General features: G+C 46.8%; 24 protein-coding genes. 15 read left to right on the forward strand and 9 right to left on the reverse strand.

Going from position 1 to position 25,153, the window contains the following annotated elements; all coding sequences use genetic code 11:
- The first annotated feature begins 4 nt into the window (after nt 1-4).
- Complete coding sequence (locus tag AC3AP5_RS11895) at nt 5-586, forward strand: YceI family protein (protein WP_006954690.1); 582 nt, start codon at nt 5-7, stop codon at nt 584-586.
- Here AC3AP5_RS11895 and AC3AP5_RS11900 read toward each other — a convergent pair whose 3' ends face one another.
- Genes AC3AP5_RS11900 through hemC form a run of 4 tightly spaced genes read right to left on the reverse strand, consistent with a single transcriptional unit; the run spans nt 587 to nt 4,547 of the window.
- The gene (locus tag AC3AP5_RS11900) at nt 587-1,762 is read right to left on the reverse strand and encodes a heme biosynthesis HemY N-terminal domain-containing protein (protein WP_006954687.1); all 1,176 of its coding nucleotides are present in this window, start codon (nt 1,760-1,762) and stop codon (nt 587-589) included. It abuts the gene before it with no gap.
- Nucleotides 1,759-2,913 (reverse strand): uroporphyrinogen-III C-methyltransferase, encoded by a 1,155-nt coding sequence (locus AC3AP5_RS11905; RefSeq protein WP_272977396.1) that lies wholly within the window; start codon nt 2,911-2,913, stop codon nt 1,759-1,761. Before AC3AP5_RS11905 ends, AC3AP5_RS11900 begins: the two co-directional genes overlap by 4 nt.
- Nucleotides 2,906-3,631, reverse strand: coding sequence for a uroporphyrinogen-III synthase (locus tag AC3AP5_RS11910; RefSeq protein WP_286682533.1), 726 nt, complete (start codon nt 3,629-3,631; stop codon nt 2,906-2,908). The genes AC3AP5_RS11905 and AC3AP5_RS11910 overlap by 8 nt, the downstream gene beginning before the upstream one ends.
- Nucleotides 3,615-4,547, reverse strand: coding sequence for a hydroxymethylbilane synthase (gene hemC, locus AC3AP5_RS11915; protein WP_286682532.1), 933 nt, complete (start codon nt 4,545-4,547; stop codon nt 3,615-3,617). The genes AC3AP5_RS11910 and hemC overlap by 17 nt, the downstream gene beginning before the upstream one ends.
- A gap of 89 nt (nt 4,548-4,636) precedes the next feature.
- Here hemC and lptM point away from each other — a divergent pair, with 89 nt between their 5' ends.
- From lptM to AC3AP5_RS11955, 8 genes are all read left to right on the forward strand, one after another.
- Nucleotides 4,637-4,816: an LPS translocon maturation chaperone LptM gene (lptM, locus tag AC3AP5_RS11920; RefSeq protein WP_006954679.1), complete on the forward strand. Its 180-nt coding sequence runs from the start codon at nt 4,637-4,639 to the stop codon at nt 4,814-4,816.
- Entirely contained in the window at nt 4,797-6,050 is a 1,254-nt protein-coding gene (lysA, locus tag AC3AP5_RS11925; protein ID WP_487326772.1) for a diaminopimelate decarboxylase, read from the forward strand. The genes lptM and lysA overlap by 20 nt, the downstream gene beginning before the upstream one ends.
- A gap of 4 nt (nt 6,051-6,054) precedes the next feature.
- Nucleotides 6,055-6,882 (forward strand): diaminopimelate epimerase, encoded by an 828-nt coding sequence (gene dapF / locus AC3AP5_RS11930; RefSeq protein WP_286682536.1) that lies wholly within the window; start codon nt 6,055-6,057, stop codon nt 6,880-6,882.
- A complete protein-coding gene (locus tag AC3AP5_RS11935; protein WP_006954675.1) occupies nt 6,879-7,574 on the forward strand; it encodes a DUF484 family protein in 696 nt (231 codons plus the stop codon). Before dapF ends, AC3AP5_RS11935 begins: the two co-directional genes overlap by 4 nt.
- Nucleotides 7,561-8,469 carry a tyrosine recombinase XerC gene (locus AC3AP5_RS11940; protein WP_487326773.1) on the forward strand — a complete coding sequence of 303 codons (909 nt, stop codon included), beginning with the start codon at nt 7,561-7,563 and terminating at the stop codon, nt 8,467-8,469. Before AC3AP5_RS11935 ends, AC3AP5_RS11940 begins: the two co-directional genes overlap by 14 nt.
- Nucleotides 8,466-9,173, forward strand: coding sequence for an HAD-IA family hydrolase (locus tag AC3AP5_RS11945; RefSeq protein ID WP_487326774.1), 708 nt, complete (start codon nt 8,466-8,468; stop codon nt 9,171-9,173). Before AC3AP5_RS11940 ends, AC3AP5_RS11945 begins: the two co-directional genes overlap by 4 nt.
- Before the next feature lie 69 nt (nt 9,174-9,242).
- Nucleotides 9,243-11,417: a DNA helicase II gene (uvrD, locus tag AC3AP5_RS11950; protein WP_286682529.1), complete on the forward strand. Its 2,175-nt coding sequence runs from the start codon at nt 9,243-9,245 to the stop codon at nt 11,415-11,417.
- Between the two features lie 62 nt (nt 11,418-11,479).
- Nucleotides 11,480-11,902 carry an OsmC family protein gene (locus AC3AP5_RS11955; RefSeq protein ID WP_287830352.1) on the forward strand — a complete coding sequence of 141 codons (423 nt, stop codon included), beginning with the start codon at nt 11,480-11,482 and terminating at the stop codon, nt 11,900-11,902.
- On the opposite strand, the gene rarD is transcribed toward AC3AP5_RS11955, so the two are convergent.
- Nucleotides 11,895-12,824: an EamA family transporter RarD gene (gene rarD / locus AC3AP5_RS11960; RefSeq protein ID WP_006954666.1), complete on the reverse strand. Its 930-nt coding sequence runs from the start codon at nt 12,822-12,824 to the stop codon at nt 11,895-11,897. The two genes, AC3AP5_RS11955 and rarD, sit on opposite strands and share 8 nt — an antisense overlap.
- Nucleotides 12,825-12,839: 15 nt before the next feature.
- Nucleotides 12,840-13,295, reverse strand: a complete 456-nt coding sequence (locus AC3AP5_RS11965) for a thioesterase family protein (RefSeq protein WP_006954664.1) — start codon at nt 13,293-13,295, stop codon at nt 12,840-12,842.
- 84 nt (nt 13,296-13,379) lie between these two features.
- Between AC3AP5_RS11965 and recQ the strand changes: the two genes are divergently transcribed.
- Genes recQ through AC3AP5_RS11980 form a run of 3 tightly spaced genes read left to right on the forward strand, consistent with a single transcriptional unit; the run spans nt 13,380 to nt 18,310 of the window.
- The gene (recQ, locus tag AC3AP5_RS11970) at nt 13,380-15,221 is read left to right on the forward strand and encodes a DNA helicase RecQ (protein ID WP_487326775.1); all 1,842 of its coding nucleotides are present in this window, start codon (nt 13,380-13,382) and stop codon (nt 15,219-15,221) included.
- The gene (locus AC3AP5_RS11975) at nt 15,214-15,471 is read left to right on the forward strand and encodes a DUF3630 family protein (RefSeq protein WP_006954659.1); all 258 of its coding nucleotides are present in this window, start codon (nt 15,214-15,216) and stop codon (nt 15,469-15,471) included. Before recQ ends, AC3AP5_RS11975 begins: the two co-directional genes overlap by 8 nt.
- Before the next feature lie 52 nt (nt 15,472-15,523).
- The gene (locus AC3AP5_RS11980; protein ID WP_487326776.1) at nt 15,524-18,310 is read left to right on the forward strand and encodes an EAL domain-containing protein; all 2,787 of its coding nucleotides are present in this window, start codon (nt 15,524-15,526) and stop codon (nt 18,308-18,310) included.
- 77 nt (nt 18,311-18,387) lie between these two features.
- Here AC3AP5_RS11980 and AC3AP5_RS11985 read toward each other — a convergent pair whose 3' ends face one another.
- Nucleotides 18,388-18,852, reverse strand: a complete 465-nt coding sequence (locus tag AC3AP5_RS11985) for an Hsp20 family protein (RefSeq protein WP_006954656.1) — start codon at nt 18,850-18,852, stop codon at nt 18,388-18,390.
- Nucleotides 18,853-19,062: 210 nt separating this feature from the next.
- Between AC3AP5_RS11985 and AC3AP5_RS11990 the strand changes: the two genes are divergently transcribed.
- The 3 genes from AC3AP5_RS11990 to AC3AP5_RS12000 all read left to right on the forward strand — a co-directional run bounded on the left by AC3AP5_RS11990 (nt 19,063) and on the right by AC3AP5_RS12000 (nt 22,209).
- Nucleotides 19,063-20,064 (forward strand): hypothetical protein, encoded by a 1,002-nt coding sequence (locus AC3AP5_RS11990; protein ID WP_487326777.1) that lies wholly within the window; start codon nt 19,063-19,065, stop codon nt 20,062-20,064.
- 12 nt (nt 20,065-20,076) lie between these two features.
- Nucleotides 20,077-20,880 (forward strand): mechanosensitive ion channel family protein, encoded by an 804-nt coding sequence (locus AC3AP5_RS11995; RefSeq protein WP_487326778.1) that lies wholly within the window; start codon nt 20,077-20,079, stop codon nt 20,878-20,880.
- A gap of 99 nt (nt 20,881-20,979) precedes the next feature.
- Nucleotides 20,980-22,209, forward strand: coding sequence for an EAL domain-containing response regulator (locus tag AC3AP5_RS12000; protein ID WP_272978247.1), 1,230 nt, complete (start codon nt 20,980-20,982; stop codon nt 22,207-22,209).
- Here AC3AP5_RS12000 and AC3AP5_RS12005 read toward each other — a convergent pair.
- Together AC3AP5_RS12005 and AC3AP5_RS12010 are read right to left on the reverse strand one after the other, a co-directional pair.
- Nucleotides 22,139-23,992: an ABC transporter ATP-binding protein gene (locus tag AC3AP5_RS12005; protein ID WP_487327313.1), complete on the reverse strand. Its 1,854-nt coding sequence runs from the start codon at nt 23,990-23,992 to the stop codon at nt 22,139-22,141. The two genes, AC3AP5_RS12000 and AC3AP5_RS12005, sit on opposite strands and share 71 nt — an antisense overlap.
- Before the next feature lie 22 nt (nt 23,993-24,014).
- Entirely contained in the window at nt 24,015-25,091 is a 1,077-nt protein-coding gene (locus AC3AP5_RS12010) for a transporter substrate-binding domain-containing protein (protein ID WP_487326779.1), read from the reverse strand.
- Nucleotides 25,092-25,153: the final 62 nt, after the last annotated feature.

The raw sequence follows: 25,153 nt of genomic DNA on the forward strand, positions 1-25,153 counted from the left end.
AGTTATGAAAACACAACTTTTAGCATTATCCGCCATCGTAGGTAGCGTATTAGCAGCTCCCGCGGTTGCAGACGATTACGTCATTGATACTGAAGGTCAACACGCTTTTATTCAGTTCAAGATTAAACACTTAGGTTATAGCTGGTTGCTAGGGCGCTTCAATGACTTTGAAGGCAAATTTAGTTACGACGAGGCGAATCCGGGCAATGCTTCCGTTGAAGTGACAATCGATACAGCGAGCGTTGATACCAACCATGCGGAACGCGATAAACATCTCCGTAGCGACGACTTTTTAAACACGGGAGAATACCCTGAGGCAAGCTTTGTCAGTACACGTTACGTCCCAGATAGTGATGATGAAAATGAGGGTACGCTGTACGGCAACTTTACTCTGAATGGTGTAACCAAAGAAATTGCTATCGAAGTAGAACAGGTCGGTGCAGGCGAAGATCCATGGGGTGGCTTCCGCCGTGGTTTTGAAGGTGAAGTCGACCTGACATTGGCCGACTACAACATTGATTACAACTTAGGCCCAGAGGCCAAAGAAGTTGAGCTATACCTTTCCATCGAAGGTGTCCGCCAGTAATTAGCGCGCTTTAGCGGTTAGTGCTTGCTTATAAGCATTAGCCGCTAAGCGGTTATCACCTAGCGCAGCGTATGCGTCACCCATCCTAATGTAATCGTCCTTATTGCACGCATTTAAATCGCTAAGTTTCTTTAACGCTCGCTGAGCCAACGAATAGTCTTTGTTCCCCAAAGCTAACACAGCAAGTGCGCGGATATACTGACTGTCGTTAGGTTTGCGCTTCAAGTGAGATTGTACCCAATCAATGATGTTGGGGTCGGTACCGACTAACACGTGTTCATTAACACAGTCATTCAAATTAAGCTCACCACGCTCCAAGCCCTTTTTGACGACTTTAGTGCACGCAGCGTGTTGTCCGTAGTAGTTAAGTGCCTTTGCGTACGCGAGTCGAATAGACGGTGTGCTACGCTGTGTGCGGCTTAGACTTTTCCAGTCTTTAAATAGTGCTTTGGCATCGTTATGGGCGATACGAATAAAATGCTGCAGGTAAACCGATAATACGAGTTGGTCATAATCCTGTTGGCTGAGCTTTGCTTGCTCTTGGATTTGATTCAAATGAGGTTGCAAGTCATCTAAGCGCTTTTCGGTTTTATATAACTCAATGGTCTGAGCCCATTGACTAGGAGGAAGCTCACCCCGATCGAGCTGACTCTCCACGTGGCGTATTGAAAGCTGCTGATGATCGCCATTATTCTGAGTTTCACTTTGCATAGAAATAAAACCCACCGCCGACTTGAAGTCTGAACCCGCAGTATCGAGCCAATATTTTGCTTTGCCAGGCTCCCCTGCTCTATCTGCGGTGAACGCTAATAGCGCAGCCAAATTCTCAGAACGTTGCTGTTTATAGAGAAGCTCGAAATCGACTAATGCGGACGTGTAGTCGTGCTTCAGCATAGCAAGTATAGCTCGCCTTTCTCGCTGTTTAAGTTTCTTAGCTTTTCGCCGCGAGAACCACTGACTTCCTGCACGCGTCTTACCTAATAAAGCTCTAATGGCAGCAATAACTATGCTGAACGCTAATATCGCGATTACTAGAAATACAACCAAGCCAATAACGGTGCTTTCTATCGTATAGCCCGCAAAATTAATTAACAGATAACCTGCGTTGCCAGCAGAGATCGGACCTAAAATAGCCCCCGCAATTAAAACAACTAGGACGTACACCCACCATTTCATTGTAAACGTCCCCCTAGCTGACTTGCTGCTACGGAAAGAGACGACACTTCGGGCAGCTCAGCGGCTTGTTTAATGCCATCCTCCAATTGCGCTAGCTTCTTCAGTACGCGTTGTTGTGCCGGACTATCCGCTTTTATGTCACTAATTAATGCACTCGCTTCTTTCAGTTTGGTTTTGGCTAGCTCAACTTGACCTTTTAATGCGGCATTTTCTGCAACGCTAAGCGTCAAATCGAGCTGTTGCTGTTTAAGGGTGATGGCTTCGTTTGATATAACGGGCTCTATAGAGTCAGTCGACTTTTGAATACGGAAAAAATTATCCATAAAGGCACGCCAGTTATAAGCAAGATGTTCGCGCCAATTGGTCGGTTCTTTGGTTTGTCTATTTTCACTTGCGAAATCATGGGTCGGTGTTTTATTTGCTAGCGAGAGGGCTTGGCGTTTTGCTGCCGCAAGTTCAACGACCCATTGCGTTGCATCGCTCTGTTGGTACTCCAATAAGGCTTGCTTGTCCTCTTCGATTGCCTGGCGAATTTGCAAGGCTCCTGATGATTCAATACCTGCTAATTGCTGACTGGCAATATCAAGAAGTTGAAGTGCGGTTTGTGCGTCGGCATTAAAAATCGCTGAACGAGCCGCTGCCGCTAAGGTTTGCTTGACTTCAAATAAACGCCACTCACGTATACGCTCGGCCTGTTGTTGAGGTAGCTGATCAGCTAATTGTTGCAACGTTTGTTGTTGCCGGTTGAGTTCCTGTTCTATCTGGTTCAGGCGTCGATTGAGCTGAGTTTGTTCACGGTTGTCTGAGTTTTGTTCAATCTGTCGCTTCGCCTGTTGCAGTTCGGTCTGCAGCTGTTCAAGTTGCTTCTGAGTGCGGGCGACGGTTGCCTGACGCGCATATTCTATGACGGGCTCTTTTACTTGAGTCTGTGTTTCAGATTCCGGCCAAAATGGTAATTGTTTATATGGCTGCTTTAAATAAATCCAAACAGCCAGACCTATGACTGAAATAAGCAACAGCCAATAAATAGCACTTTTAAGTCGCGAGCGTGATCGTTTAGGCGACTTGTGTGGGTCTGATGAAGTGGCCTGATTAGACTCTGTTGCTAAATCAGCCGCCGTTTCTGGGGTTTCGTTCTTATCGTTATCCATGTTTTATTATCGCCTCAATCATCTTGCTCTCAGTTGCACTGCCAGTCACGGTGATAGTGTCTGCTGCAACAAAGGGAATTAGGTCTCTCAAGCGTTCACTCGGAACAATCCAATCGCAACGGGATAGCCATCCACCAGCTTCTCGAGGCAGGCTGGATAAAAAATAGCCTAACTGCTCTGCGCTTGTCACTACAATTAGATTAACTGTATTCATCCACTGCGTCACTTGCGTTTCGTCATTTAATGGCCGTTTTACTCGCCGATAGACATCAATGCTACTGACAGTAGCGCCTCGTGCTCGCAACGTATCGAATAGTAAATCCCGACCCTTCTCGCCTTTGATAATAAGCCATTTTTGATTATCGACATTAACTATTTCTGGCAGAGCTAGTAATGACTCACTATCATGTTTATATGTCGGACAGTATGCGGAAATGCCGAACGTATTGGCAGCCAGTCGAGCCGTTGTTGGTCCCACTGCAAACATTGACGTTTGGGGCAGAAAACGAAAGCCGGCGTCTGCCGCAAACTTGACAGCATTTTTGCTTATCCAAATCACACCATCGTAGTCCGGGTTTACAAGCGGCTTTACGCTAATAGGCTCGATATCAATAAAACTGTGTTGTGTGAATTGAATTGCTGACTCCGACAACGCACCGATAATACGCTGTCTAGAGTCATCGGGTTGTAATATCAGCGCCTTAGTCGTGCTGGTCATACACCGCCTTCAAAATTTCTCCTGCACCCCGTGCGAGTAGCTTCTCCGCGAGTTCGATACCCAGCGCCTCGGCTTGTTCGACAGGACCTTGGATTTCTTCTCGGATGACCTCGACACCGTCTGGATCGCCGACCAAGCCTCGTAAACTGAGGCGATCACCATCCACCACTGCAAACGCACCAATAGGTACTTGGCAGCCGCCTTGAAGTCGACGATTCATCGCACGCTCGGCTAATACGCGATAACGTGTCGTAGAGCACTGCAGTGGTTCGAGCAGCGCTTTTATCTCGTCATCATCGCTACGTACTTCAATACCTAATACGCCTTGGCCATTAGCTGGCAATGAATCTTCAACGGGGATAAATGATGTAATACGTTCACCGAGCTCTAATCGGATAAGACCTGAAGCAGCTAGAATAATCGCATCAAACTGACCTTCATCCAGTTTGCGTAAGCGCGTTTGAACATTGCCGCGTAGATCGTTGATTATTAAATGTGGAAAACGCTCTTTAACCTGGCAACGACGGCGCAGACTGCAGGTTCCAACAACAGCGCCTTCTGGCAATTCATTCAATGACTGGTAGTGGTTAGAGACAAAGGCATCGCGAGGGTCTTCGCTCTCGCAGATAGTGTGCAGCTCTAGTCCAGGAGGGAACTCAACCGGAAGATCTTTCATAGAATGTACCGCGAGGTCGGCTCTGCCTTCTAACATCGCTGCTTCAAGTTCCTTTACGAATAAGCCCTTACCGCCAATTTTAGCTAAAGGTGTATCGAGGATAATATCGCCGCGCGTCGACATGGGTACAAGCTCAATTGTGAGCTCTGGATAGAGCGACGCTAAACGAGCTTGTATATGTTCCGCCTGCCACATGGCGAGTTTACTTTTGCGCGTAGCAATTCTTACCGTCTTTGACATGTCTACCCCTTACTACTTAATGACATTTCGCTTTGGTGGTGCGATGATAGGCGCCACGAGCATATTCAATATAAAGATATAGTTTAGCGATGTTTAAGCGAAATGTAACCAAGCCATTGATTCAACTGTGTATCGTTTTCTCCAGTGTATGCGCCCTAGCCGCTTGTGGTCAAAAAGGACCTCTGCAACCAGCGCCAATGCCTGAAAAAAACCAACAGCAACCACAACCACAACAACCAAGTAACGCCGATGAGTCAGTTAAGTTATAAAGCGGGACAGCTTCATATAGAGTCTACCAACCTTTCAGCGTTAGCTGAGCAATTTGGTACGCCACTTTATGTTTACTCAAAAAACCAAATTTTAGCGAATTGGCAAAAGTTTCGTGCGTTTTGGCCGAGTCAGCATAAGTTGTGCTATGCGGTTAAGGCGAACAGCAACTTGGCTATATTGCAACTACTTGCTCAACAGGGTGCATGGTTTGATATTGTTTCAGGAGGCGAGCTCAAGCGTGTGTTAGCAGCCGGTGGATCCGCTAATCAGGTGGTATTTTCGGGCGTCGCCAAGTCAGAAGCAGAGATTCGTTTCGCACTCGAAAAAGGCATTGCATGTTTTAACGTTGAGTCTGCAGCAGAGCTAGAGCGGATTGAGCAAGTTGCTCGGGCGCTAAAAACACGTGCTCCCGTGTCTCTGCGCGTCAATCCCGATGTTGACGCTAAAACACACCCTTATATCTCGACAGGTTTAAAAGCTAATAAGTTTGGGATAGCCATAAATGATGCTATGGCAGTTTTTCGTAGAGCTCATACGCTTAACCATATCGAGTTGTTAGGTGCAGATTGCCATATTGGTTCACAAATTATGTCTGATGCGCCTTTTTTAGATGCAGCAAAGCGTATGTTTAAGCTCTTAGAAAGACTGCAAGAAGAGGCAATTGAGCTTTCACACCTTGATTTAGGGGGAGGTTTCGGTGTCGATTATGAAGGCCACGCAACCCTCGATTTAGAAAATTATCTTCAAGGTGTTATTGATCTAGCTCACGACTATCCTAAGCTCACGTTAATGTTGGAACCAGGACGTGCAATCGTTGGGGACGCTGGCGTGTTGATTAGTAAAGTTGAATACATAAAGCGCTCAGATGACAAACAGTTTGTGTTAGTCGATGCGGGAATGAACGACCTGATGCGTCCTTCGCTTTATCAAGCATGGCACGATATTGTGCCTGTACGTGAGTTGACCGGGGTTGCGGATGGCATCGTAGATGTTGTGGGTCCTGTTTGTGAAACAGGTTGCTTTTTGGGCCATGCGCGCCATCTCAATGTAAACGCCGATGACCTTATTGCTATAAAGCACGCGGGGGCTTATGGGTTTACTATGGCGTCAAATTACAATACGCGTGTACGACCTGCTGAAGTCTTGGTTGAAAACGACCGAGCATGGTTAATACGTGAGCGTGAAACATTCGATGATCTGATCCGCGGTGAGCGGCTTATCGCTGAGGAGTAGAATGATGTTACTGCAGTTCTCAAAAATGCACGGATTAGGTAATGACTTTGTTGTCATCGATAATGTCACACAGAACTTTTATGTGAATCCTGAGCAAATCAAGCAGTGGGCAGACAGGCACCGTGGTATCGGGTTCGATCAACTGCTATTGGTCGAGCCGCCATATGACCCTGATCTCGATTTTCACTATCGCATTTTTAATGCTGATGGAAGCGAGGTCGCACAATGCGGTAATGGGGCGCGATGCTTTGCTAAATTTGTTAAAGCGAAAGGTTTATCAAATAAAAATCACCTAAAAGTGAGTACCAAAGCCGGCACGATGGTTTTGCATATAGAAAAGGATGGCCAAGTAACGGTCGAAATGGGTGAGCCCATGTTTGAGCCAGCCAGTGTCCCTTTTAAAGCTCAGAAACCCGAGCATACCTATGTATTGAGAGTCGCCGATGAGACCGTGTTGTGTGGTGTAATGGGGCTTGGAAATCCACACTGCGTTATCGAAACTGACGATGTAAATACCGCTCCGGTCGCGTCATTAGGTGAAAAAATTGCTCAGCATGAGCGCTTCCCTGAAAGCGTCAATGTGGGCTTTATGCAGATTGTCTCGCGTCAGCAGATAAAATTACGTGTGTTTGAACGTGGTGTCGGTGAGACTCAAGCTTGTGGTAGCGGAGCTTGTGCCGCCGCGGTCATTGGAATGCAGCAAGACAAACTGGAGCGCCAAGTTAAAGTTGCGCTGCCCGGTGGCGAGTTGACTATTCGTTGGCAGGCGGGTCAGTCGGTAAAAATGACAGGACCTGCAACACTTATTTTTGATGGACAAATGGTGATATGAACGATAACAAACAAGCGCTTGATACACCTGTCATTGATGACACCCTTATTCGAGCCTATTTGGAACAAAATCCCGACTTTTTCGAACGACATGATGATTTACTCAGTCGTCTGTCAGTTTCTCACGAACGTAAAGGCTCGGTATCGTTAGTCGAACGTCAACAACAGAAGCTACGTGAGCGCGTTAATCAGTTGGAAGAAGAAATAACCGAATTAATGATTAATGCAAGGCGAAACGAGGCCATTTTTAAAGCCTATAGTAAATTATATGTTCAATTACTAAATTGCCGAACTCTACAGCAGGCGCTCGATGCTTTAAGTGACACATTTGAAGATGATTTAGGTTTATCGGCCCTAACGTTGAAAGTATTCGATAGCCCCATCGAAGTCAGCGATCAACTAGTGTTTGCGGCAGATACTCACCGTCAGTTATTGAGTAAGCGCTTTGAGGAGAGTCCCATCTATCTTGGACGCTTAACTGAACAAGAACGCAAGCTGTTGTTTCAAGATGAAGCGGTTCATTCGGTCGCGCTGATGTCACTCGGTGATCAAGGTGAAGTCGGCATGTTTGCGGTCGGCAGTAGCCAAGCGGACCACTTTGAGCCAGCAATGGATCCTTTGTTAATTAATCAATTACAAGCCTTGTTAAGCGCCTTATTGCCTCGCTTGCTCGTTGATCATGAAGCTGCATGAGATTCAGCATCGTTGGTTGCAACAACTTGAAGGCGAGCGTGGGTTAGCTCAGCTGACGATTAAAAACTATCAACGCCTGACGGGGATCGATATTGAGCAGCTCGACCGACAAGGTGTCGAGCATGCCCATCAATTGACTCGCTCGATTTTTGAACGACTACTTGTGGGGTGGCGCCGAGATGGTCTCGGCGAACGTTCAATTGCGCTTAAACTATCTGCATGGCGAACCTTTGTGCAGTACATGCTTGACTATCAACATTTAAATGATGATCCCCTCAGTGGCCTAAAGGCACCTAAGATCCCTAAAAGGCTACCTAAAAACCTTGATGTCGATAGTATTTCACATTTATTGGAACTTCCCCTCGATGATGAATTAGCGATCCGAGACTCCGCGATGATGGAATTGCTTTACTCGAGCGGCTTACGTTTAGCTGAGTTAGTGAGCTTAGATATGGATAGTATCGACCTTCGCTATGGACAGCTGCGCGTTGTCGGTAAAGGAAGCAAAACACGAATTGTCCCTGTGGGTAAGGTCGCTATAAAAGCGATACAGCGTTGGCTGAAAGTACGGGCCAATTGGTTGGCTATGCGTCCCGAGGTCGCGCTATTTATTAGTCAGCGTAACCAACGTATTAGTCAGCGAACCGTGCAACAACGGCTCAATTTTTGGGGAAAACAGCAAGGCGTGGTGGGCAATTTACATCCACACAAATTGCGCCACTCTTTTGCTTCACACATGTTGGAATCCAGTGGCGACCTAAGAGCCGTACAAGAGTTACTCGGGCACGCGAACCTGTCGACTACGCAAGTCTATACTCACTTGGACTTTAAGCGATTGGCAGAAGTTTACGATTCGGCTCATCCTCGTGCAACTAAAGGTAAGAAGTCCTCATGATACGTTTCCATCGACGCTTTCATCCGCCTAAAGTCATTAGTTTTGATTTAGACGATACTTTATACGACAACGTTCCGATTATTAAACGGACTGAGGAGCGTACCCATTCGCTCATCACTGAACGTGTGCCTGAGACGCGAGAGTGGGATATTGAGCACTGGCGGCAGCGTCGGTTGGACTTAATGCGACGCGATGATGCCCTAGCAGACAATATGACTGCGCTGCGTCGTGCCACTTTGCTACAAGGCTTTCGTGAACTTGAGATCGATGATGCGGAAACGGTAACCGATGAGATTATGGATGCATTCCTCGCCTTTCGCAGCGACTTTAGTGTCAGTGAACAAGTGCATGACTTGCTCGATCAATTAGCATCTCGGTATAGCTTAGTGGCTGTAAGTAATGGCAATGCCGATGTTAAGCGCGTGGGCATCGGGCATTACTTTAAACTTGCTTTACAACCGACCCATGATTTACGTGGCAAGCCCAATAGCGATATGTTCGAGTGCGTAAAGCAGGCAATGAATTGCGCACCCGAGGCTATTTTGCACGTTGGTGACTCGCCGCAGTCGGATGTTTTCGGTGCTCAACGTGCTGGAATGCAAAGTGTTTGGTTAACCAGTGGCTTAGGACGCTCACACCAGTTGCGCGTATTGCCAACGGTGACCATTGATGACTTACAGGAACTTAGCGCATTACTCCTTTAAGATAACTGGTTGCTTATACAGTATTGGATCATTACACTGAGCCTCATTCAGTTAGCCAAGGAGTCATGCATGAGCACGCACCCGTTAATTTCCGGTTTAAATGAGAAGCAAGCCACGGCGGTAAGCGCTGATGATCGGCCTATGCTGGTATTGGCTGGCGCCGGGAGTGGTAAAACTCGGGTATTAGTGCACCGAATTGCTTGGCTGATTCAAGAACGTCGTTATTCTCCTTACAGTATTTTAGCCGTGACCTTTACTAACAAGGCTGCCTCGGAAATGCGAGGTCGTGTTGAGCAACTCCTCGGTTCATCGGTCAGAAATATGTGGATAGGTACGTTCCATGGTCTCGCCCATCGTCTGTTGCGAGCGCACTATATGGATGTAGGCTTACCGCAAAACTTCCAAATATTGGATAGTGACGATCAACAACGTTTGGTTAAGCGCTTAATTAAGTCAATGAATTTGGATGAAAAGCGTTGGCCAGCAAAACAAGCGCAATGGTATATCAATGGTAAAAAAGACGAAGGTTTAAGAGCACAGCATATTGAAACCTTTGATCCCACCGAACAAACCTTAAAACAGATTTACGAGGCATACCAAGAGAGTTGTGACCGTGCCGGTCTAGTTGATTTTGCCGAGCTGCTTTTGCGTGCGCATGAGCTACTGCGTGATAACAAAACCGTGCGGGAACATTACCAAAAACGCTTCCGCCATATCCTCGTAGACGAGTTTCAGGATACTAACTCGATTCAGTATGCTTGGATTCGTTTGCTTTCTGGGCAAGATAATATCGTCACCATTGTCGGCGATGATGACCAGTCAATTTATGGTTGGCGCGGTGCTCGGGTTGAGAATATTCAGCAGTTTTTAGACGATTACCCTGCAGCTATGACTATTCGCCTCGAGCAAAATTATCGTTCGACCGGAAATATATTGCGTGCCGCGAACTCAGTGATCGCAAATAATTCAGACAGACTTGGCAAAGATCTTTGGACAGAAGGCAATGAGGGCGAGCCTATTAGCCTCTATGCTGCGTTTAATGAAATGGACGAGGCACGCTATATCGTGGGTCGCATTGAGGAATGGCGCGATCAAGGTGGTGCCTTACAGGACGTAGCGCTGTTGTATCGCAGCAATGCGCAGTCACGTGTGCTTGAAGAAGCGCTACTGCATGCGCGTCTTCCTTACCGCATTTATGGAGGCTTGCGATTCTTCGAACGGCAAGAAATCAAAGATGCACTCGCTTATTTACGTTTAGTTAGTAATCGTGATGATGATGCGGCGATTGAGCGTGTCATTAATACACCGACGCGCGGGATTGGTAATCGCACTTTAGACATCATCCGGCAGACGGCTCGAGAGCAGAAGAAGTCTCTCTGGCAGGCGGCGACCCAGCTTGTAGATGAAAAGCAATTGGCGGGTCGAGCGCGCAATGCCGTGGCGAGCTTTATCGAACTTATCAATACCACTGACGATGAAACGGAAGATTTTACTCTGGGTCGTTTAAGTAACGAAGTAATCTCGCGCTCAGGCTTGTTAGCAATGTACGAGGCCGAAAAAGGTGAGAAAGCGGAAACACGAGTTGAGAACTTGAAAGAGTTAGTTAGTGCCTGCGAAAACTTTACTCAAGACGAGACTGAAGAAGACCTTACACCCCTTAATGCCTTTTTAGCGCACGCGGCGTTGGAAGCGGGTGAAGAGCAAGCCGATGAATACCAAGATGCGGTTCAGCTGATGACGCTACACAGTGCGAAAGGGCTCGAATTTCCGATGGTCTTTATGACTGGCGTCGAGGAAGGCGTATTTCCTTCGCAGCAGTCGATGGACGAACCAGGACGCTTAGAAGAAGAGCGTCGGTTGTGCTATGTCGGTATGACACGAGCGATGCAAAAGTTAGTTATCACATACGCCGAACAGCGGCGTATTTATGGACAAGACTTTTTCCACAAAGTGAGTCGCTTTATTAGCGAGATGCCAGCAGATGCTCTGCATGAAGTGCGCTTGCAAACTCAGGTACAAAAGCCGACAAGTTATGGACGCTTCAATACCGGTGCAAGTCATGAGGCCTTTGAGCAAACTGGATTTTCGTTGGGACAGCGCGTGCGTCATGCGAAGTTCGGTGATGGAACCGTGCTCAATTATGAAGGCACAGGTCCGCAAAGCCGTATCCAAATAAATTTCGATCAAGTAGGGACTAAGTGGCTTGTGGTTGCTTATGCCAAACTTGAACCATCTATCAGTTAGTTGATCGACATTCGCGTTATGCGCGTAAGCCATAATACACTCTCATTAATGAGGAAGTTATTATGAAACGCAGTGCAAACGCAGTTTGGAAAGGAAGTATCAAAGAAGGTTCAGGTGTTGTATCAACTCAAAGTGGCATCTTGGATGAAACACAGTATTCGTTCAAAAGCCGCTTTGAATCAGGCAAAGGTACTAACCCTGAAGAGTTGATCGGCGCAGCTCATTCAGGCTGTTACGCGATGGCTTTTTCGCTGATGCTAGGCGAGGCCGGTTATGAGCCTAACTCGATTGATGCAAAAGCTGAAGTGAGCTTAGTTGAAGCTGACGGTGGTTTCAAAGTGGATAAGATTCACTTAACAGTGCAAGCCGATATTGACGGCATTGGGCAGGACGAGTTCGAGAAGCTCGCTGAAGAAGCCAAGAAAGGCTGTCCTATCAGCAAACTTCTCAATGCAGAAATCACGATGGAAGCAACGCTTAACTAATCGGCTCCTGTACCGCTGACTTTTTTAGACGGCGGTTTCGCTGGCGCTGTATCACCGAGTCAAAGGTGTATAGCGCCAACGCACTCCAAATAATCACAAAAGTAATGAGCTTACTCTCTGCTAACGGTTCGTCATACAAGTTCACGGCAAGAATAAACATCAGACTCGGTGCGATATATTGGAAAAAACCGAGTGTTGCGTAGCGAATGCGTTGCGCAGCCGCCGTAAAGCAAAGGAGCGGTATCGTCGTAACTAACCCTGCGGCCATCAGCAACACGTTAAGTTGCCATGAGTTGGCTGTCATATCAGCACTGGGTGAGTCTGCGAAAAACAGTAAATATCCCAACATGACCGGCACAAGCAATGTCGTCTCTAACCATAGACCCGAAATCGAATCGACAGGCAAACGCTTTCTTATCGCGCCATAGATCGCAAAGCTGCTCGCTAAAGCGAGCGCCACCCAAGGCACTGAGCCAAATGTAACGACTTGTATTCCCACACCAACAATGGCTAACCCAATAGCAAATAGTTGTAACCGTCTCATCTTCTCTTGGAAAAAAGCCATGCCAATGGCGACATTGAGCAGTGGGTTAATGTAGTAACCCAAACTTGCATCTAACATATGATTCGCATTAACCGCCCATATAAATAGAAACCAGTTACCCCCCAATAGACAGGTGGCGACGGTAAGACGAAACATCATTTTTGGTGAACGGATAATCGGCTTTAAACGATTCAGTCGTTTTAAGCCTACGATGAGGATAAAAACTAATATAAACGCCCAAATAATTCGATGTGCCAGGATTTCGAACGCCGGCACTTGTTGGACTGATTTAAAATAGATGGGTGCGAAACCCCAAAATGAATAGGCGGCCAGCGCGAAGAAAACGCCCTGACGCGCTCGAACAGCATCTTCGGTCATGATGTTACCTAGTGATTATCCGACGAGATAAGTGCCTGTACCAAAGGCGATATGCGTACCGTCTTCATTATGAAGTTCCATTCGCGCCACGGCAACCTTGTTGCCTGAACGGATTATCGATGCATTTGCAATAAATTCTTTACCCCGACCGGGACGCAGGTAGTCGACGCGAAGATCAATTGTGCCACACCGACTCAACCGTTCCATCAGGTAATGCTCTGAAGGCTCCTGTAAACGTTCAATCATGCCGGCGATAGCGACCAACCCTCCGGCAGTATCAAGGGCGGTTGCGGTTACACCGCCGTGTAACATGCGTTGTGGAACATTACCCATGAGTGGATCTTGCCAACGAAACTTCACTTGGCCGCGCTCGGGTGTGAACTCGGTAATTTCAAAGCCAAGTAACTTTTGAAAAGGTACTTGTTCGTTCATAAAAGCAGATACGCGTGTGAGAATTTCTTGGGTATTCATTATTTATCATGGTGCAAAGAGGCTAGGACGCTTACAATAGAGTGATGCGAATCATTAAGTCAATAACAGCTAGCCGATTTTATTATGACGTTAAGTGAAGCTCAGCCGACAACATCTAGCTTGCAGCAGACGCTAGCCAACGTTTTTGGGTATACCCAATTTAGAGCGGGTCAAGAAGCTGTCATCCAGCAACTGCTTGAAGGGCGAGACACACTTGTGTTGATGCCAACAGGCGGTGGAAAGTCACTTTGCTATCAGTTACCCGCAATTCATCAACCTGGGCTGACGGTCGTTATTTCACCGTTGTTGTCATTGATGCAAGATCAGGTCGAGGCATTACAGGCAATGGGTGTTGCGGCTGAGGCGTTGCACTCGGGTCTATCTTCTGAACAAGCCTTAAACGTATTAAGACGCTTACAAAATGGCGACGTATCTTTACTCTACGTAAGTCCGGAGAGAGCGTTGCAAGCTGCGTTTATTGAGCGTTTGCAAACATACCAACCTCAGTTTATTGCGATCGACGAAGCGCATTGTATCAGTCAGTGGGGGCATGACTTTCGACCCGAGTACGGTCAACTAGGTCAGCTACGTCACGTATTACCTAATGTTCCTTTTATGGCTTTGACTGCTACGGCGGATGCGGCAACGCAACAAGATATCATCGAACGGTTGGGACTAAGACAACCCTATTGTCACCGTAGCTCCTTTGACCGACCGAATATTCGCTATGTCGTGCAAGATAAGTATAAGCCTTTTAAGCAGGTCAAAGACTACGTACGCAAGCAGAAAGGCGCAGCAGGTATCATTTATTGTGGTAGTCGAAAGAAGACCGAAGACATTGCCGAGAGCCTACAAGATGCAGGCGTTCGAGCAGCACCTTATCACGCAGGTCTCGCGAGTGAACTGAAAGAGACAACATTAAGACAGTTTTTACGCGACGACTTGGATGTGGTGGTCGCGACAGTCGCCTTTGGTATGGGTATCAACAAACCCAACATCCGTTATGTCATTCACTTTGATATTCCGCGTAGCATTGAGTCCTATTATCAGGAAACCGGCCGAGCTGGCCGTGATGGTTTGCCAGCGGAAGCACTATTATTATACGACCCAAGTGATGCGCAATGGATACGGCGCATTCTAGATGAGCATGATAATGAGCATCGGGGGATCGTAGAACGTCAAAAGTTTTCTGCAATGCAAGCGATGGCAGAAGCCCAAACTTGTCGGCGTTTAGTACTGCTCAATTATTTTAATGAGTTTTCTGAAAAAGAATGTGGTAACTGTGACTTGTGTCTCGATCCGCCAACGCGTTTTGACGCGCTTGAAGATGCACAAAAAGCATTAAGTTGCGTTTATCGGGTTGGTCAGCAGTTTGGTATTTCTCATGTAGTCGAAGTGTTGCGCGGCTCAAAAAATCAAAAGGTACTTGAACACCAACACCACGAGCTCAGTACTTATGGGTTGGGTCGTGATCAGACACATGAATACTGGTATTCGATACTCCGTCAGTTGATTCACCGTGGCTTTTTGGTACAAGATATCCGCCGACATGCAGCCCTGCAGTTAACAGCAGAAGCGCGTCCCATACTGCGCGGCGAAAGTACGCTTGAACTGGCTAAGCCTCGTCTTAATTTGACGTCGGGTCAAAGCAAAATCACTGACCGAGGTGACTACAATAAAGTGCTGTTTAGACGTTTAAGGAAATTGCGTAAAGACATCGCCGATCGGGAGGGCGTTCCGCCGTTTGTTGTATTTAATGATAATAGTTTGGTAGAAATGTGTCAGAAATATCCAACTTCAGCTCCAGAAATGTTGGTGATTAGTGGTGTTGGTCAGGTCAAATTGGAGCGTTATGGCGAGACGTTCATTGATGAGATAGAGTCATTTCTTACACTCAGTTCGGAAAAGGATGTATTGGATGGATGAGACCGTCACACTACCGAGGCTTCCGAAAGATGATACCGACCAGGAAATTAATGCGTGGTTAACCTTGGTAACTCAACGTATAAATGCAACGATTAAGGAACGAGAATGCAGTGCAGACTTATGGAGCTGGCGTCTTGCGATTGACGGCAAACATTGGTTATTGCATTACTCGTCATTGTGCGATGCTGCGTGGTTAGTGCCACTTGAGGGAACAGAGCAATGGATCGAAGCACAAGTCAGGAAATTGTAATATCATGAAATTCGCTAGGCAGAGCGGCTTTTTATTGGTGATATGGGCTCTGATGTTAATAGGTAGCCACGCTTCAGCGAGCGATATCGTTACTGTTTCGGCGCAAACCGACCGTCTGCTTCTTTCGCAGCACATGACATTTCGCGTGTTGCCAGCGAATACGTCTCTACAGCAGCTCGATATTAATCGTGCCCGATACTGGCAGTCTTTCGAAGCGCTAAAACAAAGCGCGCAAGCCAACAACGACACAACGGTATGGGGGTTGGCAACGCTCTACAATCGCAGTGCTATCAATCAGGCTTTTGTCGTTGATCTTGGCGGTTCTTACGTCAAATACGCACAAGTATTTGTGATAAATCGGAATGAAGAAGTTATTGATTCGGCTGATGTTCGCTTTAAAGATGGCCTGATTCAGCGTCCGTACCTTGCACAACAAATGATGTTACCCATAGAAGTGCCGGCTCGCACTACAGTACGTTTGCTCGTCTCTGTCGAAACCCCTCCCGAATATGTCAATCCAATACAGCTTTGGAATCCCGGCTCATTACAGCTCCATCTGCAACAAAAACAAACTGCATTGGGTATTAATGTGGGATTGATGGTATTGATTGCTGTTGCAGCATTTAGTATGACTCGAGGCAATCGGAGACGTCTTCAGCTGAGTATTGCGTGTGTTTGCGTCACTCTCATACTCGTCGTGTTATTGCACAGTGGTCTTTGGATCACCTATTTCTCGCCGTTAAAGCCCAGTATTGCACAACTATTAATGCCCTACTCGCAACAATGGTTATTGGTTGTTCTGGGGTGGGCATGTGTTGAGTTATTTAGTCGGCTAGCGCGTCAATCGCAAATTGTACGCGGCTTAAAGTTGATTACCTTAGTGTTCATCGTTAGTGCGGTATTGCAGCCATGGGCTCCTATACTAAGGAGCGCTTGGTGGCTGGCGGCGCAAAATTCAGCGTTGATGCTTACCGCCCTATTAGCGATGTTCTTTATTACATCGAGCCGCGCGCGCAACCGCGTCTTTTGGGAAGCCTCCCTACTCACTGTGCTAACCGTTCTCAGCTTACTGATAACATGGCCGCGAATGTCTTCAACCTGGGTTGGTCAGAATACCATTGTCGTATATTGTGCGATGACAGCAACACTCTTGGCGTTATTGATTGCCAACTTCGAGCGTATATCCGAGCAACTTGCCCACAAAGTTCATCGTTTAAAAGCGGCGAATCTAACTATTCGCAGACGTATGCGACTGTTTCAGCAGCGTAGCTCAGAGGGTTGGTTTGAGCTGGATAGAAAGATGCAGTGGATCCGTGCCAACAAGCCTTTTCTTTCTATGCTGGGATGTTCAAATAAAAGCATGTTGGTGCAACATTGGCCCAGTGCTGAAGAGCTTTTCGGTGAAGCTGCTTTAAGCTGGCGCGAGCCAGGTCGCAGTGAGCACTGGCAACAGTTGGTGAATATCACGTTAATTAGTGGTCAACGGCGTTGGTTTTCGGTATCCATCTATCCAGATGGTTTGGGCCACGTGATGGATGTATCCAAGCAAATCGATGCAGAAATGCAACTCAACTATTTGGCCAAACATGACTCGTTAACAGGCTTGCTTAACTTTGAAGAGTTTAAGCGAATTTTCCAGGCGAAGCTCGACAAGCAAAAGCCATGTACGGTGATGTTGATCGATATTAAAGGCTTCGACGTGCTCTGTGATCAGGTTGGAGGACAACATCGAGATCAGGCATTATTACAACTTATTCTGCAAATGAAGAAGAAAACTCCGCAAACAATGCGGCTTGCGCGTTACCCAGTGAATGGTATTGCTATTCTCGGACCGGATGACGAGCAAGCGGTCTTCGCGCTTTGCTATCAGCTTGTGCAAATTGTACGGGAGTTTAGGTATAGCACCGAGGGTCGCGTTTTTCAGTTCACTGCAAACGCGGGCATGGCCGTTGCTAAAGATGCGAACTTGAGTATAGCAGAACGGCTCATCCGACAGGCGCACGATGCAGAAAAAATTGCTCAGCAGTTGGGTGATTTTAAAGTGTACAGTGCTACAGCGGATGATCATCGCCGGCTGCAGACAAGTGAAGAGCGGCGTTGGGAAGATCGGCTTCGTAGTGCATTAGTCAACCAAGACTGGCAAGTATTTCGGCAGCCCATATTAAGCGCATCACTTGAGCAGGATAAACACTGTTATGAAATCTTGTTGCGATTACCCAATGACGATGCACTCGAGCCCGATGAAGCAATTGCTCCGCAGCAGTTTCTAAACGCCGCGGTACAAGCGGGGATTATGGGAAAGGCGGATCGTTGGCTGTTTCGAGAGCTTATAGAACGTTTCGAAGAACAACCCTTTGAAGCAACACGTACTTGGCGTTGTCATGTGAATTTATCACAGCAGAGCTTAGAGGATGCAGACTTTATAAACTTCATTGAGTCGATGGTAGCGCACTCGAATATTCAACCCAAGCAGTTGATGTTTGAAGTTGCGGAACCTATCGCAAACGATCGATTTGAGGAAACGTATCGCCTATTCAAGGAGTTAAATCACTTAGGTTTTGGTACGGCTATCGATCAGTTTGGTACTGGCTTCAATAGCTTTCGTTTGCTCAAGTATTTACCTCTGACTCAGATAAAAGTGAATCGATTTTGGGTTCAAAATATGTTGCTAGACCCGACTGATGCTGAGTTGGTAAACAGCTGCATCCGTTTAGCGCAAATTAATAAAATTGAAGTGACCGCAGTCGGAGTAGAAAATGATGAAACGCGAGCGTTGTTAACGAAAGCTCAGGTTGACTACTTACAAGGCTTTGCCTGCGGTAAGCCGACGTGCTGGTAATGATGCAAAGAAAAAGGGCAGCCTTATGCTGCCCTCTGTTCAACTTGTACTATTTTGCCCAGGGAAAACAAAATAGACTAGCTTTCGCTTTTAACTCGATTCTCGAGTAGTTCTTTTGGCGAACTACCAATATCGATACGCTTAGGTTTCATCGCTTCAGGAATGCGTTTTACTAACCCAATAGTTAACAACCCATTCTTAAGTGCTGCACCCGTTACTTCGACGTGTTCTGCAAGGCTGAATTTACGCTCGAATGCTCGGTTTGCGATACCTCGATGCAGATACTCACGTTGTTCGTTTTCTTCTGCTTTCTTGCCAGTAACACGTAGTACACCGTTCTCGACTTCGATTTCTAAATCGTCATCTTCGAAGCCCGCGACTGCGATAGTGATCGCATATTGATTATCTGCCACACGCTCAATGTTGTATGGAGGGTAACCGCTCGCACTGGTGTCAGAACGAAGTGCTGCGTCGAGTAGTGATGCCATACGATCAAAACCTACGCTGCTGCGATACAGAGGACTTAAATCTATAGTAGCCATAGTCATTCTCCTTAGAAGCAATAACATTTTAATTTTCAATAAAAAGGCACAAATCGTTGTCGCCTTTGCTGAGGGTGACTCTCTTTGAGACCTCACCCTTAATTTCTAAATAGGGACAGGCGTAAGCTAATTCAAGTAGAGAAAGAAAAAAATTGCATCTTGGCAACCAACCCTTTTAAATGAAACTAAGATGAACTAACGAGTACAGCTGTGGACAAAAACCTTTGGCGATGGATTGAACTCAACGAATACGAAACGCCCAGTGTGCCGACAACGATGTTGGCAAAGCGTTGGTGGCAGAAGATGCTGCAAACACTCAGGCCGAGCCGCGTCGAAGTATCCACCGCAAACTCGGCAGAGGAGGAACCGAAAGGCGTCGAATTTAAGTTTGATGAGCAACCTTTACTGGATTCGCTAAACACGCTATTGGACCAGCAGAATCAAGATGATCCACGTGTTACTTGGCTAGTACTCGCACCGGCATCTCCAGCTTGGAGTGTGATACGAAAATGGGCTAATCAAAACGGCTGGCAACCCGTATCAATGCCTCAGCGTGACTCATTACTGACTTCAAGTTCGGTTGATGAGTTAAATATACCGTCTGAACCCTGGGTGGTGGACGATTTATCGCACGGTTTTGTTCGGCATCCTCTTGGTATACGTTGGTTGCAAAACTTTTTGAGAAAAACGCTTCAGACGCCTCAATCACCGGGGCTTGTCATTTGTGGTAGCTGGTTATATTACTACTTAGAGAAGACTCATGGCGGGCTCAATCGTCAGGCGTTAACGTTACGACCTTTCGATACTGAGTCTATGGTGACCAGTCGCATCGCTGTGAGTCGAGCGCATGCTAAGCGTCTCGTTGCGGTGAGTGAGGGTCACCCGGGCATTGCGGCGGCTTATCGTAACGCTTTTGCTGTCTCGGCTGAACAAACTGAAATTGTACTTGAAATGCCTCAGGTGCCAACCGTTCATGGAGAAACATCAACGTTTGTCATTTATGCACTACTTTTACATGGTGGGCTTAGCACGTTTTTGTTAGGAGAAGTGCTCAACAGTATTGCGCCCCACCTTATTGAGCACAGTCTAAACTTATTGCGTAGTCACGGAATTGTGAGGTATCAGGATGATCAGTGGTCGGTCACTGAACTCGGTTACCCAGCCGCTAAGCAGTTTTTAGCGCAACGCGACTTTAATTGGACATCGTGTTAGGTGCAGGATTTTATGGACACAGAAAAAATTTCCGACTTGTTTAAGACGGTTGATTCAAATGCAGCTCTGCAAGTTGTTACGATCATCCTAATCGCGTGGCTTATTGTATTTTTGAGTCAGCGATTACTGCCTCGTCTAGCGAACTTACTTCATAGCAAACAGCGCTTGTACACGCTGGCGCTGATTCCTTTGATTCGCTTAGTTGTCGTAATCGTCGCGTTAGTTATGCTTGTGCCGATTTTTATAGAGCCGACGCTAAAAAATATGGTCGCAGCCTTGGGAGCGCTTGGGTTAGCTATTGGCTTTGCGATTAAAGATTATGTGTCGAGCTTGATAGCGGGAGTCGTTGCGATTCACGAAATGCCTTATCGCCCCGGTGACTGGGTGACCATTGACGGCGTTTATGGTGAGGTGACCCACATAGGATTGCGTACCGTCGAGTTGGTCACGCCCGATGATACGGTGGTCGCGATGCCACACGAGAAAATTTGGCAACATGCGGTGCTCAATGCCAATAACGGTGGACCGTCGTTGATGTGTGTTACAGAGTTCTTTTTGACCCCGGAATCTAACGGGGTGATGGTAAAGGAGGCATTGGAGCAAATAGCATTAACGAGCCCTTATCTACAAATTCACAAACCTGTCGTGGTCACTGTAAGCGATGAACCGTGGGGCACACGATATCGCTTGAAAGCATACCCTGTTGATCCGCGACAGCAATTTAAGTTCATCACTGACTTAAGTCTTCGTGGTAAACAACGTTTGCTCGACTTGAAGATAAAGTTTGCCAAAGTTGAAACCGCAAAAGTGAACTAATTTTTTAAGGGCTTAATCCGTTTTTGAGTGATTAATGTAAAACTAAAGACTCAATTAGTCAGCAGGGCGCACTTCGATAAAGCTGCGGAACAATCAGTTATGAACTCAAATTACCAGCATGTATTAATTCTTGAGGACGATGCGGTTACCGCGGAACACCTTTCGAGCATTTTAGTTAAACAAGGTATTACATCGGTCACGCGATTTGAAAGCGGGTTTGAGGTGTTGCATGAAGTTGAACACAGCAAACACCCTGACCTAATTTTATGTGACCTCCGTTTGTCGGATATGGATGGTCTTCAATTTGTACGGTTTTTAACAGAAACCCATTATGAAGGCGATATTGGATTTATCAGCGGCAACGATAGTCGAGTGCTGGATGTTGTTCAGCAATTGGCTCGCTCACTTGGCTACTCAGTTCTAGGGGGATTAACCAAGCCCGTTACGCCCAATCAGGTGGTCCGCATGCTAATGGCGCGACCGATTAATGAACCTGCACCACAGCCTCACTCTATATATTCGTTATCAGCAAATCAGATTATCAAAGGCATTCGAAGTGGTGCATTGGTCCCTTATTATCAACCTAAGGTTGATGTGAAGGATAATCGGGTGGTTGGCTTTGAATCTTTGGCGCGCTGGCGCGATAAAAAAACTGATCAGGTTTTATCGCCAGCTACGTTTATTCCTGTTGCTGAGCGGTTTGGTATTATCAGTGAGCTGAGTTTGACCTTTTTAAAGACTGTCTTGAGCGACTTTAAACAGTTTCACGCCTTTGATGAGCAGGTCAGCGTTTCGGTCAACTTCAGTATCGAGAGCCTTAGCGATCGTCACCTGCCGGACATGCTGATCGACCTGCTGCGTGAATATAATGTCTCTCCGTCTCGTATCGTGATTGAAGTAACAGAGTCTCGCTTAGCTCATGATCGAATTAATGTTTTAGAGGTTTTAGCACGTTTACATCTAGCGGGTTTCCGTCTCTCCATTGATGATTTTGGAACAGGGTACTCATCGCTTTATCGGTTGAAGCACACACCGTTTGAAGAGCTTAAGCTCGATCGTTCCTTTGTTCAGGACGCCGTCAAAGATAACTCTGCGCAAGCGGTTATTCGCTCTTCTATGCAGCTTGCTAAAGAGCTTAATATGGAAGTGGTTGCTGAAGGTGTAGAGACCGTAGAAGAAGAACAGTTAATAACTCAGATGGGCTGCGGTGTCATGCAAGGCTTCCGCTTTGCAAAACCGCAACCCATTGAGAGCGCTTTTAATATTGAGTGGCCTCTTCATCAAGTGTCTCAGGTAGAAAGCCACCTGACTGGTGACGCCAGAGTTTAGCGTAGAGGCCATCTTGCTCAAGTAGCTGCTCGTGACTACCTTGCTCAATAATCTGACCTTTATCCATCACGATCAGTTTATCCATCGCAGCGATAGTGGATAAACGATGCGCGATAGCAATGACGGTCTTACCTTGCATCAGTTGATACAAGTTATCTTGAATAGCATTTTCAACCTCAGAGTCGAGCGCTGATGTTGCTTCATCTAAAATAAGTAACGGCGCGTCTTTGAGCATTACCCGCGCTATGGCAATACGTTGACGCTGTCCACCCGAGAGCTTAACGCCGCGTTCACCAACATGCGCCTCGAGTCCCCGTCGTCCTTTTGAGTCCTCAAGTTGGTCGATGAACTCATTGCAATGCGCGCGTTTTACCGCGAGTAACAGCTCTTCTTCGGTGGCGTCGGGACGGCCATAGAGGATATTGTCGCGCACGGAGCGATGCAGTAGAGATGTATCTTGCGTGACCATACCAATATTAGCGCGCAGCGTGTCTTGCTGTACTTGGCTAATATCTTGACCATCAATCGTAATGGCACCTTTTTCTACATCGTAAAAACGCAGTAATAAGTTAACCAACGTCGACTTGCCCGCCCCCGAGCGACCGACAACGCCAATTTTTTCACCCGGTTTAATGTCTAGATTGAAATCTTCCATTACACCGGAGCCTTTTCCATAGTGAAAGCTGACATGGTTAAACCGAATGTTACCGTGCGGTACGTTTAACGGTTTGGCATCGGGTTTATCAACAATACGCTGGGGAACGGCGAGTGAGCCAATACCATCTTGTACGGTGCCGATGCTCTCGAACAGCGTTGATAGTTGCCACATGACCATTTGTGACATACCGAACAAGCGCAGTACTAAACCAATGACAACCGCCACGGCACCCAAGGTGACCCAGTCGCCTCTCCACAGGACGATGGCGGTCGCAGCAGAGCCGAATAATAGTCCACAGTTGATAAAATATAGAAAGCCGTAGAGTTGCGTGACGAGGCGCATTTGCGCATGGACGGTGGTTAAAAACTCGCTCATCCCCTCTTTAGCAAACCGTGCTTCACGTTGTGCATGGGAGAACAGTTTGACGGTTTGGATATTGGTGTAGGAATCGACAATACGCCCCGTCATCACCGAGCGTGCATCTGCTTGTAAAGCGGAAACCTTTCCCAGTTTTGGAACATAATAGCGCAACAAGATCCCATAAAGTACGAGCCAAATTGCGAGTGGTAACATGAGACGCCAATCGGCGGAACCAATAATAAAGAACATGCCAATAAAATAGACCACTACGTAGTTAATGATCTCAATAAACGACATGATACATTGTCTGACAGCTAACGAGGTTTGCATCAGCTTGGTTGCGACGCGGCCAGCAAACTCATCCTGATAATAGCTCATCGACTGCTTCATTAAATAACGATGTCCCTGCCAACGAATGCGCATAGGAAAGTTGCCGAGCAGTGTTTGGTGAGTCAGCATGGAGTGCACCCAAACCAACAAGGGTAGTCCGATAAGGACGAGTGCGCTCATCCACACTAAAGGTATGAACTGATCTTGAAAAATTGTTTCGCGATCTTGCTGTGACAGCCAATCGACAATTTGCCCTAAAAAACCGAAAAGCCAAACTTCTGCGATGGCTATTCCAGCCATAAAGAGCGCAGTCATCAGTAAATAGGGCGTTGAGCCTTTAGTAAAGTGCCAACAAAACGCAAAAAAGCCTTTCGGCGGTTGCGTTGGCTCTTCCTCGGGAAACGGGTTGATACGATTTTCAAACCATTTAAACAACATCAATTGAACTCCAGAAAAATTATTGACCGAGGTAGCGGCTGCGTTCTTGGCGCCATGCTTCAGTTTGGATGATAGCTAAAAGCTCGCGGTTGATAGACTCGCGGAGCGGGCTGCCTTGTGGTAGTACAAAGCCATAGTCTTGCGAAATCACGCGTTCGGGTAATACACGGACGTTATTATATGACTGTGTACGAATCAGGTAGCGAATGATAGGTTCATCATAAACCACAGCATCGAGCTCACCATTGTCGAGTTTCTCTAGGGCTGTGTTGAGATCGGTTACAGATTCAAAGCCGATATTCTTATCTTCTAACCAGCGCGCTGTCGCTGAAGAGCCAATGGTCGCTACACGCGCATTACCTAAATCTGCAACACTGGATACTTTTGACTGAAACTTAGAAACGGTCAACGACGAAGCGATACTTGCGGTGAAGCTCGAAATAATGATGACACAGGTAAACATCCAGATCAGACTGACCGCTCGTCCGCCCAAGCTCCGCGGCGATTTATCACCGTAACCCACGGTGGTCATGGTCACGGCGGCCCACCAAAAGCCTGATCCCAGGCCCTTTAGTGGCTGGTCAGAGAACTCTTCAGTATTTTCTTTGCGCTCGAAATACCAAACTAATGCACCGGCAACAAAGAGCACCAACGATAGAATCATAATGATGTATAGAAAATCAAAGGACACAAAGCGTTTAGTCATTGCCCACCAAGTTGACTCGTTATTGACGGGTACAGCAATAGCCAGACCGCCATTGATAAACGGTTGACTAAAGTCTAGTCGTGCTTCGCGTTCAGAGGTGATGGTGAGTGCACCGAGGCCGAGATCATAGTCGCCCCGCTCCACACCATTGATAACCTCGTCTAAGGGCAGTGGATACAGTTCATAATTGACGTTTAACCGATCTGCGATATCTTGCCATAGTTGAATTGCCAAACCTTGATATTGCTGGTTACTTTGTTCTATGACAAATGGCGCATTCACGCGTACTGCAATTTTTAATGGCTCTTCAGGCTGCGGTGTCGCCTGCTGCTGTGCAAACGCAGATGAGGATATGAGTACGGCGATAAACGCGAAAACAAAATGACGCATGTGAACGTACCTTATTAATTAATACAAATTAAAGATTAGCAGTTATGATTACATAAAATAGT

It is taken from the genome of Idiomarina sp. D18 (genome assembly GCF_057748155.1).

What these genes read in the sequence shown, in the direction of transcription:
- AC3AP5_RS11895 (WP_006954690.1), top strand. Translation starts at nt 5, where the DNA reads ATGAAAACACAACTTTTAGCATTATCCGCCATCGTAGGTAGCGTATTA.
- AC3AP5_RS11900 (WP_006954687.1), bottom strand. Translation starts at nt 1,762, where the DNA reads ATGAAATGGTGGGTGTACGTCCTAGTTGTTTTAATTGCGGGGGCTATT.
- AC3AP5_RS11905 (WP_272977396.1), bottom strand. Translation starts at nt 2,913, where the DNA reads ATGGATAACGATAAGAACGAAACCCCAGAAACGGCGGCTGATTTAGCA.
- AC3AP5_RS11910 (WP_286682533.1), bottom strand. Translation starts at nt 3,631, where the DNA reads ATGACCAGCACGACTAAGGCGCTGATATTACAACCCGATGACTCTAGA.
- hemC (WP_286682532.1), bottom strand. Translation starts at nt 4,547, where the DNA reads ATGTCAAAGACGGTAAGAATTGCTACGCGCAAAAGTAAACTCGCCATG.
- lptM (WP_006954679.1), top strand. Translation starts at nt 4,637, where the DNA reads ATGTTTAAGCGAAATGTAACCAAGCCATTGATTCAACTGTGTATCGTT.
- lysA (WP_487326772.1), top strand. Translation starts at nt 4,797, where the DNA reads ATGAGTCAGTTAAGTTATAAAGCGGGACAGCTTCATATAGAGTCTACC.
- dapF (WP_286682536.1), top strand. Translation starts at nt 6,055, where the DNA reads ATGTTACTGCAGTTCTCAAAAATGCACGGATTAGGTAATGACTTTGTT.
- AC3AP5_RS11935 (WP_006954675.1), top strand. Translation starts at nt 6,879, where the DNA reads ATGAACGATAACAAACAAGCGCTTGATACACCTGTCATTGATGACACC.
- AC3AP5_RS11940 (WP_487326773.1), top strand. Translation starts at nt 7,561, where the DNA reads ATGAAGCTGCATGAGATTCAGCATCGTTGGTTGCAACAACTTGAAGGC.
- AC3AP5_RS11945 (WP_487326774.1), top strand. Translation starts at nt 8,466, where the DNA reads ATGATACGTTTCCATCGACGCTTTCATCCGCCTAAAGTCATTAGTTTT.
- uvrD (WP_286682529.1), top strand. Translation starts at nt 9,243, where the DNA reads ATGAGCACGCACCCGTTAATTTCCGGTTTAAATGAGAAGCAAGCCACG.
- AC3AP5_RS11955 (WP_287830352.1), top strand. Translation starts at nt 11,480, where the DNA reads ATGAAACGCAGTGCAAACGCAGTTTGGAAAGGAAGTATCAAAGAAGGT.
- rarD (WP_006954666.1), bottom strand. Translation starts at nt 12,824, where the DNA reads ATGACCGAAGATGCTGTTCGAGCGCGTCAGGGCGTTTTCTTCGCGCTG.
- AC3AP5_RS11965 (WP_006954664.1), bottom strand. Translation starts at nt 13,295, where the DNA reads ATGAATACCCAAGAAATTCTCACACGCGTATCTGCTTTTATGAACGAA.
- recQ (WP_487326775.1), top strand. Translation starts at nt 13,380, where the DNA reads ATGACGTTAAGTGAAGCTCAGCCGACAACATCTAGCTTGCAGCAGACG.
- AC3AP5_RS11975 (WP_006954659.1), top strand. Translation starts at nt 15,214, where the DNA reads ATGGATGAGACCGTCACACTACCGAGGCTTCCGAAAGATGATACCGAC.
- AC3AP5_RS11980 (WP_487326776.1), top strand. Translation starts at nt 15,524, where the DNA reads ATGTTAATAGGTAGCCACGCTTCAGCGAGCGATATCGTTACTGTTTCG.
- AC3AP5_RS11985 (WP_006954656.1), bottom strand. Translation starts at nt 18,852, where the DNA reads ATGGCTACTATAGATTTAAGTCCTCTGTATCGCAGCAGCGTAGGTTTT.
- AC3AP5_RS11995 (WP_487326778.1), top strand. Translation starts at nt 20,077, where the DNA reads ATGGACACAGAAAAAATTTCCGACTTGTTTAAGACGGTTGATTCAAAT.
- AC3AP5_RS12000 (WP_272978247.1), top strand. Translation starts at nt 20,980, where the DNA reads ATGAACTCAAATTACCAGCATGTATTAATTCTTGAGGACGATGCGGTT.
- AC3AP5_RS12010 (WP_487326779.1), bottom strand. Translation starts at nt 25,091, where the DNA reads ATGCGTCATTTTGTTTTCGCGTTTATCGCCGTACTCATATCCTCATCT.